Origin of the sequence: Streptomyces sp. NBC_00872, assembly GCF_045161915.1 — a bacterium.
Classification (GTDB): domain Bacteria; phylum Actinomycetota; class Actinomycetes; order Streptomycetales; family Streptomycetaceae; genus Streptomyces.
Genome location: NZ_CP108806.1, coordinates 8,133,962 through 8,146,606, shown reverse-complemented (window position 1 = coordinate 8,146,606; position 12,645 = coordinate 8,133,962). Strand labels below are relative to the sequence as shown.

Sequence of the window (12,645 nt, the reverse complement as noted above, 5' to 3'; positions counted from 1 at the left end):
TTCGAGACCGGGACCACATCGACTGAGACGGGACAGGTCGCATGCCGTGCACAAGGCCGCAGCCGAATGTCCCGTGAGAAGCGAAGATTGATCCATTGCCACCGAAGTTCGACTGCAAGCGAGGATTGATGAGCCGCCGTATAACCCAAGGTGCACTGATCGCGGGCTCGATCGGCATCTTGATCAACATCGTGGACGCGATCGGGTCGGGGCACCTGGAGCCGCACGATGCCTTCGCCGCGCTGGTCGCGCTCGGTGCGAGTGGTGAACTGCTCAAAGAGCGGCGCCCCCGGGCCGCAAAGGTGTTGTATGCCGTGACGTCGGTGCTGTTGGTAGTCGCCGGATCCATCGCGGGTACCCGGGCCTGGGCCTCACTCTTCAGGGGCACGACCTATGACTGGCTCGACCTCGGACTCGGGGTTCTGGTCGTGCTTTACGTTGCCGTCGGTGCGGGTCAGTTGCTTGCGCACCTGTCCCGCAGAGCTTCGAAGTCTCGCATGAATGCCGGCACGCTCAGCGAGTAGCGCCGGCACCGGTCAAACTTCGTTTCGTTGACAGTGGATCAACCTTCGCTGTCAGGGAACACCGGAAGCCACGCCCTACCCGCCCCTCACCAAGCGAGACGCCACAGAAATCGAGCGCGTGGTGGAACTATTCCCATGCAGTCTCCCTCCGCCTCCGCCGCAGACCGCGTGGAGCTGAGGAGCCGGGCCCAGGTCCTGGAGACCCGAGCACCGTAGTGGGCCTACGCAGCCGATGTCAGCAGCCGCCATAACGGCCCATGTTGAGCAACCCACTCCGTCAGGTACCGTGAACAGCAAGGTCATAGGGCTGCAAAGCCAATCCAGCTGCACCGGTTGATCAGGTTCGGGCACACTGCGCTCGTGAACGCCGATACAGCCAGGTCGCCACAGGAACAGGCCATCCGTCATGTCGCCTCCCTGTCGTCCGGGGCCCCTGTCGACCCCGCACTGCGGGTGACCCTGAACTTTCACCCGGACCGCATGGCGTGCGGTCGGCCGATCCTGCTCGTGCTGGCCGAGGACGGTGTCTATCACTCGCAGTTCGTCACGGGCACAAGCAACGGCGGCTTGACGGCCCACCCTGGCGGTGACCGGTGGCGCTGGGAGAGCAGGATGTTCGGTGGCGCCTATGACAACACGCCCGCACACGAGCGGCCTGTCTACGGCGCGCTGGACTTCCGGCGCAAGCCCCTCGGCGGAGCACCCCGGTTCGGCTCCGCGTACTTCCGGCTGACCGCCGGGATACTCCCACGAACCACGTTCTGCTACCCGGACAGCGTCTGCGAGCCTTCCGCCTTCGGTGTAGCGGCCGGCATGTCGCTCATCGAGCTGGCCGAGGCTGACGAGCGGGACGCGCTCGACGACTACATCGAGGCACAGGTACACGGACCACTCGTGCTGGACCGCGATGTCAAGGCACTGGTCCTGGACCCGAGCTATCGAGAAACGGAGGTGGAAGCCGCGGCCCGCCGCCTGCCATGCCCGCTCGAATGGCACCCAGGACTCCGGCTTTCCGTCGAAGAGCTCCGCCGCCACCCGGACTACCGCGGGCAGGAGTACGTGGACCTGGGCGCCGCGATCGCCGTTGACGGCTACCTCGATCCCCGGGTTGTCGGGGACGCTGCACGAACCGGGGTCCATGACCAGCAGGAGCTCAAGAAGGTGTGGCACTGTCTGGCGCGCTTCGGGGCGCCGCCGCGATCCGGTGTCCAAGAAGCGAACGGGCAGCGGGCCGCGACTGGTAGCCAGTCCGTTGTCCTCCAGTTCCGCAGGGCCGGGACCACCAACTACGTGAACGTCAAGGGCATCAAGTCCACCGGCACGGGCTCCCTGAAGACCACCGTCACCGCCGCCATCGACGGCTACTACCGCTTCACCTACGCGGGCTCGGCGACCGCCGGCGCGGTCAGCGCGACCGGCGACTCCATCGACGTCCGAAAGCAATCGCACTCGCGGACACACACCACACGCGGCGCCGGACCGTCCTCAGGGGCGATCCGGCGCCGCCCTCCGCTCCTAGTCCATCGCGCGTTCGCGCGCGCTCCACCACGCCGGACGCCCGAAGTACGCGGAGAGATCAGGCGCCTGGTGTGACAGACGCTGCGCGGCCCTTCCCGCCGACGGTGAACTGCGGCAGCAGTCCGACCTGCGGGTCGGTCGTCAACGGTGGTCGGCTCGGCCGCCGTTGGGCGCCTCGCACCGCGCGGAGACGGACCCACCCTGGGACAAGTCTGCTGGCTTCCGCGGCGAACAGTACCCCCGCGGGGACGAGACGATCCGCTGTGAGTGCCAGGGGACACGGTCGGGAGCCGAAGCGCGTGGGCAGGGAGTACCTGCTGCTGGTGGTGCTGGGGACCGTCGGAGCATTGGCCCTGACTCGGCACTTCGAGTTGGGTACCGCCGCGACGGCGGCCACACTGTTACCCACTCTGGCCCCCGCCTACCTGGCCTGGAAAGCTTTCCAGCACGACCGCGCCGAAGCCGCCGCCGTGGATGTGGAGAAGGCCGCCGACCAGCTCGCGCGAGCGGTTAAAGAGCAGTGGGACGACGAGGCCGCAATCCGCCGCCTGAACGACCCGTACCCACTGCCCGTCGCCTGGCGGGCCGCCGATACGGACCTGGTCGAGCCCTGGCCCCAACTGGCCGAGCTGGCCCACGCCTGGCCCGGTGGGCCGCCGGAGGATCCCGACCGGTGGCCGACGGTCGCCACGGGGCTGGCGGGCACCGATGCGCAGATCGGCGAGGTCTTCTCCCAACGGGTGCCCACCCGCCGCCTGATAGTCCTCGGTGAGCCCGGCTCCGGCAAGACCATGCTGCTGATCCGGCTGATGCAGGATCTGATCGCGCGGCGAACCGACGGCGGGCAGGTGCCGGTGCTGTTCTCCCTGGCCTCGTGGGACCCCGCCCGTCAACCTCTGGAGGGCTGGCTGGCCGAGCAACTGCGGCGCAGCCACCCCGGCCTCCGCGCCCCCGCCCCGGTGGCCGTGCCCGGGGTCGATCAGGAGGTCGACCTGGCCCAGGCCCTGCTGAAGGCCGGGCGGATCCTGCCGCTCCTCGACGGCTTCGACGAACTTCCCCCAGCCCTGCACACCTTGGCTCTCGATGCCCTCAACCGAGCCCTGTCCGCGAGACAGCCCCTGGTGGTGGCCAGTCGCACCACCGCCTACCGCGCCGCCCTGACCCGGCCCGACGCCATGGTGCGACTCAATGGCGCCGCCGGCATCCACCTGCTGCCACTCACCAGCGACCAGATCGCGGCCTACCTGCGCCGTGACGCGGGCGGCCCGCACACCCCCGCCGCCGACCGCTGGAACACCGTAGTCGGCCACCTGGGGGCCGGGACCCCCGTCGGGCAGGCCCTGAGTACACCGCTGGGCCTGTTCCTGGCCCGTACCATCTACAACCCGCGCCCGCACACCCGGGCCCCGTCCGGCCCCGCCTCCCACCCGGACGAACTGTGCGACACTGCGGCCTTCCCCACCCGGGGCGCCCTGGAGACCCAACTGTTCAACGCCTTCATCCCCGCCGCTTACACCCCTCACCAGCCCAACCCGCCCCGCTGGTCGGCACAGCGGGCTCACCACACCTTGGTTTTCCTCGCCCGTCATCTGGAGGCCCACCGCGGCGGCAGTCCCGATCTGGCCTGGTGGGAGCTCGCGTACGCCTTCCCCCTATACATTCGGCATTTCGTGATCGGACCTGTGTTCGGGCTGACTTTCGGGCTCGCGGGCGGCTTCGTGTTCGGGGTCTCCGGCGGGATTGTGGAGGGGCCCGCGGACGGGTTCGCGTTTGGGTACATGGGTGGACTCGCCGAGGGCCTTTCGGGTGGGCTCGCGATCCTTCTCACGGTTGGGCTCGCAGTCGGGCTCATGGTCCGGGACGCATGGCGGAACGCCCGGAGTGCGCGATTACGCTGGTCATCCGACTCGCTGGCCGTAGGACTGACATTCGGACTACCGGCAGGGCTTGCGGTCTGGCTCGCGTTCGGGCCCGTGGAGTGGCTCGCGGTCGGATTCGTGGACGGGTCTGAGATCGGGCTCGTACGGGGGGTCACCGCTGGGCTCGTGTGGGGGCTCGCGTCCTGGCTCGTGTTCGGGCTCTCCTTCGCTCTCGCGTGCGGGATCGCGATCTGGCTCATGCGCCGGGGCGCGCGGCGGAACCCCCGGGGACCACGGCAGCGCTGGTCGTACAACTCGCTCACGGCCTGGCTCGCGGTCGGCATCGTGGCAGGGCTCGCGGTCGGCGTCGTGGTCGGGATTACGGACGGGCCCCCCGACGGGTTCGCAGTGGGGGTCGCGGGCGCGTTCATGGGCTGGCTCGGGGTCGGACTCATGAGCCCGGATGTGGAACGGAGCACCCCCAGCACACGACTTCGCTGGTCGTCCAACTCGCTCACGATCGGGCTCGGCGCCGGGTTCACGGTCGGGCTGATGGGCTGGCTCGCATACAGCCTCGCCCAGGGGGTCGCGTACGGGCTTGTGGGCGGAATCATGTTCGGGCTCACGGCCGGGCTGAACTCGGAGAAGCCCGACCTGCCCACCGCGGTGGGTTCGGTCGCGCTGCTCACCCGGGACCGCCGCACCTTCCTCACCATCGAACTCGCGGGCGGACTCGTCGGCGGACTCGCGTTCGGACTCTCGGACGGGCTGGTGTACGGACTCGCGGCCGGGCTCGCGATCGGACTTGTCATCGGGCTCGCCATCGGACTCAAGCGCACCGCATGGGTGGACTTCGCCGTCGCCAGGGCCTATCTGGCGGTACGTCGCCGAGTTCCATGGCGTCTGATGACGTTCCTTCAGGACGCGCACGAGCATCGTGGTGTGCTGCGGCAGGTAGGGGTGGTCTACCACTTTCGGCACATCGACCTGCAACGCCATCTCGCCCGGCAGCCCTGGCCGCCGCGCGACCCGACCGACTCGACCGCCCTCACCGCCCCTGACGGTCCCGCTGTGACTCCCTCTTGAGCGGTCGTTGTCGTACCGATCCTGCCGACCGCACCCGCATCCGCACCCTCGCGCCCGTAGTACGTTCACCAGCCTGCATAACAGGCGAGGGCTCGGTCCGCGTACCGCTCCGGAATCGGGCACCAGGCTCATCACCCGGGTTCCGGGCGCGGGTTCCGGGCGTTCCCCGTGGCCCCGGCGGTCAGACCTCGCCCGCGTCCTCGAAGACCACCCGCGGGTCGGGCCGGGCGGGGTGCCTGTCCGGCATTCCCGGCGGGAGCACTGGCGCCAGGGCGCGGAACACCGCGTACGTACGCTGCTCGTCGTATCCGGCGAGCGTATCGCTGGCCTGGAGCAACAGCCCGCCGCCGCGCAGTTCCCGCACGGCGTGGAACGCGCCGGTCGCCTCCAGTGCCTGGGCACCGCCGAGCCGGGTGGCCAGTTCGGCGGGGACGCCCGTGACCCAGGAGTAGCCGCGCAGCATCGTGCGGGACTCCCGCAGGGACTTGCGCTGAGTACGGCGCAGGACGGCTTCCAGGTCCGTGGTGTCGTGGAAGTTGAGGTGGTCCACCCGGGCGAAGGCCGGATTGGCTCCGTCGAGAGCCGCGGCCAGGAAGTCCACGAGGCTCGCGCAGAACCCGGGATCACCGATCCGCTCACCGGCCCCAAGAGCCGCGGACAGTTCGGTGTGGCTGCCGCCGCTCACCTGCGTACTGCCGACGCGGCCGGCATCGTCAGTCCAGGAGTCCTCGTCCTCGGAGGGCTCGTGGAAGCATGCCGACGCGTAGAACGGCAGCGGCCGCAGCGCTTCGGCGAGCACCTGCCAGTTGGCCCGGACGTCCCGGACCCTGACTTTGCGGCCGCCGCTGATCGACTCCGTGACCAGCGCATAGTAGTCGGTCTTCGCGTCCGGGGAGAAGAGACGGTCGAGCGCGGTACGGAACCAGTGGACGAGGAGATCCCCGCGGGGGCCGGCAGCCGGCTCGTCCAGAGTGGCCCACAGGGTTACATCCATGCCGGGTGTCTCGTCGTGCACCCATGCCTCCTTGTGCGGGCGTCGGCCCATTGTGCAGTGCCGACGGCGTCCTGGCAGCCGCATACGGTGTCGGCTCGACTTGACCCGCCTGCCCGGCCGGAATAGCAATGCTTAAGACCTGTGGATCGGCCTCGGGTTGAGACGTGAAAGGGCGTAGCTTCCCGAGTGATCGATTTGAAGGTCACCGAGTAGGCCGACGGTGCGAACGTCGGCTGGGAAGGCACGCCCGTGCTCAGCGTAGTCAACGAAGACGGCACCACCGAGATTGGTTCTCTGATTGATGAGATCGTCCGTGAGGGGGCGAGACGGATGCTGGCGGCGGCCTTGGAGGCCGAGGTCGACCAGTACATAGCCGAGCTTGCCGAACAGAAGGACGAGCGGGAACGTCGGCTGATGGTCCGCAACGGCCGCCACCGCCCGCGTTCGGTGACCACCGCCGCCAGGGCCGTCGAGGTCGCCTTTCCACGCGTGAACGACAAGCGCGTCGACGAGGCCACCGGCGAGCGGATGAGGTTCTCCTCCAAGATCCTCGCGCCGTGGTGCCGCAAGTCCCCGAAGATCAGCGAGGTCCTGCCGCTGCTCTACCTCCACGGCCTGTCCACCAGCGACTCCGTGCCCGCGATGGAGCAGTTCGTGGGCACCTCGGCCGGCCTCTCTGCGGCCACCGTCACCCGGCTGGCCAAGCAGTGGACGGAGGACCACGCCGCGTTCCAGCGCCGCGACCTCTCGGCATCCGACTTCGTCTACGTATGGGCGGACGGCGTCCACCCCAAGATCGGCCTGTCCCAGACCCATTCCTGTCTCCTGGTCCTCATGGGCGTGCGCGCGGATGGGAGCAAGGAGCTCATCGCGATCGCCGAGGGGCTGCGTGAGTCCACCGAGTCCTGGGCCGACGTGCTGCGGGACTGTCGCCGACGCGGCATGAGCGACCCGATGCTCGTGGTCGGCGAGGGCGCGATGGGGTTGTGGAGGGCCCTGGCGGAGGTATTCCCCGCAGCCCGCCATCAAAGGTGTTGGGTCCATAAAACACGGAATGTCGTCAACGCCCTGCCGAAGTCCGCGCAGCCCGGCGCGAAGAAGGCCCTGCGGGAGATCTACAACGCTGAGGACCGCGGCCACGCCAAGAAGGCGATCACCGCGTTCGACAAGGCGTACGAGGCGAAGTGGCCCAAGGCGGTCAAGAAGATCACCGGCGAGGCCGACGAACTGCTTGCGTTCTACGGCTTCCCCGCCGAGCACTGGGGCCACCTGCGCACCACGAACCTGATCGAGTCCACGTTCAGCACCGTGAAACTGCGGACCAAGGTCAGCCGCGGCGCCGGCAGTCCCGCCGCAGCCCTCGCGATGGTCTTCACGCTCGTCGAGTCCGCTCAGGCCCGCTGGCGAGCCGTCACCGCACCCCACCTCGTCGCCCTCGTCCGCGCGGGTTCCCGCTTCGAGAACGGCCAGCTCGTCGACCATCCCGAGGCGGCCGCGGCGTGAGTCCCCTCGCAGCCCAGGCCATCAGCACCAGGCGGCTGGACCTGTTGCCACTGCACGCCGAGCACGCCGAGGAGATGGCCGCCGTGCTGTCCGACCCGGCCCTGCACACCTTCATCGGCGGCACTCCGGACACCCCGCAAGCCCTGCGCTCGCGCTACCAGCGCATGACCGCAGGCTCTCCCGACCCGGCCGTCTCCTGGCTGAACTGGGTCATCCGGGTCCGTGACGAGTCCTGCCTGACGGGCACCGTCCAGGCGACGGTCGGCCCCTCCGGCAACGGACTCGTCGCCGAGACCGCCTGGGTGGTGGGGACCCCGTGGCAGGGAAGAGGCATCGCCAGCGAAGCGGCCCGAGGACTCATCGACTGGCTCAGCCGACAGTCGGTACCGACCGTCATCGCCCACATCCACCCCGAACACCGTGCATCCGCCGCCGTCGCCACTGCCGCCGGACTCACAACCACCGCCGAATGGCACGACGGCGAGATCCGATGGCACCGGAGCATCAGGCGATAACTTCCACGATCCACAGGTCGTGACTATTACTCTTCGTCAAATCTCCACGCCCCACGAATGGATCATGGCAGATCCACTACTGAATCGGGCTCAGCGGAGCTCGCTCGCCAGCAGACCCATCGTGAACATGTCGTACCACTTGCCGTCACGGCGGAAGACCTGACGAAGCCGGCCCTCCTCAACAAAGCCAACCTTCTCGTAGACCTTGCGAGCGGCATGGTTCTCGGTGACCACGGTCAACGTTATCTTGTGGAGGCGCATGTCTTCGAAGCCGTAGCGGCAGATCGTCCGCACTGCATCCGTGGCGTAGCCGCGGCCCCAGTAGGTCTTCTCGCCCAGGTAGATATCGAGCTTCGCGATGCCCGTCTCCGGGTCCGCATCGTGCAGCATGACCAGACCGATGAGCGTGTCGTCGGCGAGCGCCTCAATGCCAAGGAGCAAGTCGCCGTAGGTGTTGCGGGGGCGCTCCTCCAGCCACGTGCGGACGCGCTCCACCGACTGGGCATACGCGTCGTCCATCCACCGCATGACCTCGGGGTCGTGGTTCCAGCGCCACAGTGCCTCGGCGTCTGCGGGACCCATGGCCCGCAGTTTCACCAGTTCCCCAAGCGCCATGCTCACCGACCTCTTGTTACATCTCGTGATCATCTTGCGAACCGTGAAGTGATACCACGACCGGGATGGCACACTCAATCGGTTTTGGCGGTGCCGAGAGCGCGGCCAGGGACATGTCGGGGAACTGCGTGAGAAGAAGCCGGACTTCTAAGTGGGCGGTTCGTGAGTCTTTGAGTGGTTCTGCTGTCGCCTGATGGTGTGGCAGCGGGGCGGAATCTGCCGGTCCGCGGTTGTTGATCTGGTGATGTGTTCGGGTGAGTGAACGCAAGCCGTATCCGAGTGACTTATCGGACGAGCAGTGGTCGTTGATCGAGCCGGTGATCACCGCGTGGAAGGGCCGGCACCGCTCGGTCAGCGGCCACCAGGGCGCGTACGACATGCGGGAGATCGTGAACGCGATCCTCTACCAGGGGCGGACCGGCTGCCAGTGGGCCTATCTCCCGCACGACCTGCCGCAGAAGAGCGCGACGTACTACTACTTCGCCGCCTGGCGGGACGACGGGACCGACCAGGTCATCCATGAACTCCTGCGCTGCCAGGTCCGCGAACGCGCCCGACGATTAGAGGACCCGACCTTGGTGGTGCTGGACACCCAGAGTGTCCATGTGGCCGCCGGGGTCCCCGTCTCCACGAGTGGCCATGATCCGGCCAAGCGGGTGCCCGGCCGCAAGCGGGGCCTTGCCGTGGACGTCCTCGGCCTGGTCATCGCGGTCGTCGTCCTCGCTGCGAACACCCACGACAACGCCGCGGGAAATCTCCTGCTGGACCAGGTCGCCGAGCACGCCGGCGGAAGTGTCCGCAAAGCCCTGGTCGACCAGGGCTTCAAGAACCAGGTCGTCGCGCACGGCGCCGGCCTGGGGATCGACGTCGAGATCGTCCAACGCAACCCGCAGGTCAAGGGGTTCGTGCCGCAGCCGAAGCGGTGGAGGGTCGAGCAGACCTACGGGATCCTGATACTGCACCGGCGCCTGGTCCGCGACTACGAGCACCGCCCGTCCTCCTCCGTCTCCCGCGTCTACTGGGCGATGACCCACGTCATGACCCGGCGCCTCACCGGCGCGAACGCCCCCACCTGGCGCGAGACGGCGGCGGTGGCGGCGTGAACCTCCGGCCCCTGCTCGATGCCCTGGACCTGCAGGAAGACGCCGCCCGGGCCCTGGCCGACGACCTTCGTGCGCAGATCGACGGCCTGCAGACCCGGTTGCGGGAGGCCGAGATGCACCTGGAGCACCTCGCGATCACCCGCAAGACCGTCACCAGCCTTGCCGACCGGCTCCCGGCCGTCGCGCCGGACCTGCCCGAGCATCCGGACTACCCCCGCATCCTTGCCGCCTTCAACCACACGACCGGGCCGCTACGGGCCAAGGACGTCTGCGAAGCCCTCGGCCACGAACTGCTGCCGAAGAACGTCGAAGGCACCCGCGCCAAACTGAAACGCCTGGTCAAACTCGGCATCCTCACCGAGGCCGACACCGGCAACTTCGCTCGAAAGCAATAGCCGACCGAACCTCCACCAGCGTCCTTGCTCCCACCTCAGCCAGAAAAGGACATCACCTTACGAACCGCCCACTAAAACACGCCCTAGTGTCCTGAGTCGTTAATTCGTGTGCAGTATGCGGCGAGGGTTTCGAGGATGTCGTCGGCGGTCTTCGTCCAGACGAACGGCTTGGGGTTCTTGTTCCACTCGTTGATCCAGCTGCGGATGTCCCGTTCGAGTTCGACGACGTTGTGGTGGGCTGAGCGGCGGAGTTTTCGGCAGGTCAGCTCGGCGAACCAGCGTTCGACGAGGTTGAGCCAGGATGCCGATGTGGGGGTGAAGTGCAGGTGGAAGCGGGGGTGTCGCAGCAGCCACTTCTTGACCGGCTCGGTCTTGTGGGTGGCGTAGTTGTCCAGGACCAGGTGGAGTTCGAGGTCCTTGGGGACAGCGGTGTCGATGACTTTCAGGAAGCGGAGGAACTCCTGGTGGCGGTGGCGGCGGTAGTGCTGGGCGATGACCGCGCCGGAGGTGATGTCCAGGGCGGCGAACAGGCTGGTCGTACCGTGCCGGACGTAGTCATGGGTCATCTTCGCGGGCGTGGTCGGGGTCATCGGCAGTACGGGCTGGGTTCGGTCCAGGGCCTGTATCTGCGACTTCTCGTCTACTGCCAGGACCAGGGCATTCTCGGGCGGCGCGAGGTAGATGCCCACCACGTCGCGGACCTTGGTCACGAACTGCGGGTCGGTCGACAGCTTCCAGGTCTCCACGATGTGCGGCTTGAGGCCGAATGCCCGCCAGATCCGCGAGACGGCCGACTGCGACATCCCCGCTGCCTGGGCCATCGTTCGCGTCGACCAGTGCGAATCGCCCGCCGGCGGTGTCTGGTCGAGCGTCCTGGCGACCAGGGCTTCGACCTGTTCGTCCGTGATCTTCCGTGGCGTCCCCGAACGCGGCCGGTCCACCAGACTCTCCAGCCGATCCGCGCAGAACCGGGCCCGCCACTTGCGTACGGTCTCCCGCGAGATCCCCAGATCCTGCGCGACCTGCGCGTTCGGCCGACCCTCCGCACACGCCAGCACGATCCTCGACCGCAACACCAGTGCCTGAGAGGCCGTCTGCTTGCGCAACCAGCCCCGCAGCACCCTGCGTTCGTGATCGGACAACTCCAGCAACAACGGCTTCGGACCGGGCATCACCCCACCCTACAACCGACCACAAACTTCCGACTCAGGACACTAGTACTGCAACGACACTCCGTGACGTGGTGTGTGCGGCGTCGTTGATTACTTCGTGGCGGAAGAGATAGCTGACGGGTGGTCAGATAGCTTCGGTGGTTTCGTGGCGCGGTTTGCGGGCCGGTTCGGGCGGGTGGAGCCGAGGCGGCGGATGGTGTCCTACCTGCGGGGACTGCTCAGCGAGGCGGAACGCAAGAACGGCTGGACCCTGGCTGAGGCCGCCGGTGACACCGGCCCTCAGGGCATGCAGCGGCTGCTGAACCACTACCTGTGGGACGCTGATGCCCTGCGTGACGACGTTCGTGAAGCGGTCGTGGAGCATATCGGAGATCCGGAGCGGGGAATTCTGATCCTCGACGAGACGGGTTTTCTGAAGAAAGGGGTGCGGTCGGCGGGTGTGGCCCGGCAGTACTCGGGAACGGCCGGCCGGATCGAGAATTCCCAGATCGGGGTGTTCCTGGCCTACGGTTCCGACCGGGGGCGGGCGCTGATCGACCGTGAGCTGTATCTCCCAAAGGACTGGACATCGGACCGCGAGCGCTGCCGAGCTGCCGGTATCGGTGACGATGTCGAGTTCGCCACCAAGCCAGACATGGGCCTGCGCATACTGAAGCGTGCCGTCGAATCGGGGATCCCGTTCGGGTGGGTAACCGCTGATGAACTCTACGGCCAGACCAGCCGGATCCGGCTGTGGCTGGAAGAACACGACATCGCTCATGTCCTCGCCGTCCCGAAATCGCAGATGGTCATGACCATGGAATTCTTCGGCCAGGCCCGCGCGCACAAGCTGGTCGGTGAGCTCCCCGACGACGCATGGACGCGTATGAGCTGCGGTGACGGTGCCCATGGCCCGCGCGAGTACGACTGGGTGGCGGCCCCGATCCGGCCCTGGCGGCGAGAAGGCCGGGACCATTGGTTACTGGCACGGCGAAGCCTCATGGATCCCGCGGACATCGCCTACTACATCTGTTTCTGTCCGGCCGGGACCTCCTTGGAGGAACTCGCGCGGATCGCAGGGTCCCGGTGGATGGTCGAGGAATGTTTCCAGACCGCGAAAAACGAAACCGGGATTGATCATTACCAGGTCCGCGGCTACCCCGCCTGGTACCGGCACATAACACTGTCCATGGCCGCCCTCGCCTTCCTCGCTATTCTGCGAGCAGAGGCAAAAAAGGGGATCCGGATACCGGCAGCGGTCGATATTTCATACCCGTGACCATGAACGAGGCCCGGCGGCTCTTCAACCGCGCCTCCTCTCCCATCCGCCAAAGCTTCCAGCACGCACTCGCCTGGTCACGGTGGCGAAGAAGAAGCCAGGC

10 protein-coding genes and 1 pseudogene are annotated in these 12,645 nt (G+C 67.5%); 8 read left to right on the top strand and 3 right to left on the bottom strand.

The window, feature by feature from the left end:
* Positions 1 to 128 precede the first annotated feature (128 nt).
* The 3 genes and pseudogenes from OG214_RS34890 to OG214_RS34880 all read left to right on the top strand — a co-directional run bounded on the left by OG214_RS34890 (position 129) and on the right by OG214_RS34880 (position 4,987).
* Complete coding sequence (locus tag OG214_RS34890) at positions 129 to 524, top strand: hypothetical protein (protein ID WP_405987002.1); 396 nt, start codon at positions 129 to 131, stop codon at positions 522 to 524.
* A gap of 360 nt (positions 525 to 884) precedes the next feature.
* A pseudogene (locus OG214_RS34885) lies at positions 885 to 1,730 on the top strand (DUF3626 domain-containing protein); the annotation flags it as partial.
* 611 nt (positions 1,731 to 2,341) lie between these two features.
* Entirely contained in the window at positions 2,342 to 4,987 is a 2,646-nt protein-coding gene (locus OG214_RS34880) for an NACHT domain-containing protein (RefSeq protein WP_405987001.1), read from the top strand.
* 181 nt (positions 4,988 to 5,168) lie between these two features.
* Here OG214_RS34880 and OG214_RS34875 read toward each other — a convergent pair whose 3' ends face one another.
* The gene (locus OG214_RS34875) at positions 5,169 to 6,002 is read right to left on the bottom strand and encodes a hypothetical protein (protein WP_405987000.1); all 834 of its coding nucleotides are present in this window, start codon (positions 6,000 to 6,002) and stop codon (positions 5,169 to 5,171) included.
* A gap of 228 nt (positions 6,003 to 6,230) precedes the next feature.
* Here OG214_RS34875 and OG214_RS34870 point away from each other — a divergent pair, with 228 nt between their 5' ends.
* Both OG214_RS34870 and OG214_RS34865 read left to right on the top strand, forming a co-directional pair.
* Positions 6,231 to 7,484 carry an IS256 family transposase gene (locus tag OG214_RS34870; RefSeq protein ID WP_405986999.1) on the top strand — a complete coding sequence of 418 codons (1,254 nt, stop codon included), beginning with the start codon at positions 6,231 to 6,233 and terminating at the stop codon, positions 7,482 to 7,484.
* Complete coding sequence (locus OG214_RS34865; protein ID WP_405986998.1) at positions 7,481 to 7,999, top strand: GNAT family N-acetyltransferase; 519 nt, start codon at positions 7,481 to 7,483, stop codon at positions 7,997 to 7,999. Before OG214_RS34870 ends, OG214_RS34865 begins: the two co-directional genes overlap by 4 nt.
* Positions 8,000 to 8,089: 90 nt before the next feature.
* On the opposite strand, the gene OG214_RS34860 is transcribed toward OG214_RS34865, so the two are convergent.
* Entirely contained in the window at positions 8,090 to 8,614 is a 525-nt protein-coding gene (locus OG214_RS34860; protein ID WP_405987695.1) for a GNAT family N-acetyltransferase, read from the bottom strand.
* Positions 8,615 to 8,868: 254 nt separating this feature from the next.
* On the opposite strand from OG214_RS34860, the gene OG214_RS34855 reads away from it, so the two are divergent.
* Both OG214_RS34855 and OG214_RS34850 read left to right on the top strand, forming a co-directional pair.
* A complete protein-coding gene (locus OG214_RS34855) occupies positions 8,869 to 9,717 on the top strand; it encodes an IS5 family transposase (protein ID WP_331746046.1) in 849 nt (282 codons plus the stop codon).
* Positions 9,714 to 10,112 (top strand): hypothetical protein, encoded by a 399-nt coding sequence (locus OG214_RS34850; protein ID WP_331746043.1) that lies wholly within the window; start codon positions 9,714 to 9,716, stop codon positions 10,110 to 10,112. Before OG214_RS34855 ends, OG214_RS34850 begins: the two co-directional genes overlap by 4 nt.
* A gap of 83 nt (positions 10,113 to 10,195) precedes the next feature.
* On the opposite strand, the gene OG214_RS34845 is transcribed toward OG214_RS34850, so the two are convergent.
* Positions 10,196 to 11,284: an IS630 family transposase gene (locus tag OG214_RS34845; protein WP_405986997.1), complete on the bottom strand. Its 1,089-nt coding sequence runs from the start codon at positions 11,282 to 11,284 to the stop codon at positions 10,196 to 10,198.
* 97 nt (positions 11,285 to 11,381) lie between these two features.
* On the opposite strand from OG214_RS34845, the gene OG214_RS34840 reads away from it, so the two are divergent.
* Entirely contained in the window at positions 11,382 to 12,542 is a 1,161-nt protein-coding gene (locus tag OG214_RS34840; RefSeq protein WP_405986996.1) for an IS701 family transposase, read from the top strand.
* The last annotated feature ends 103 nt before the right edge of the window (positions 12,543 to 12,645 follow it).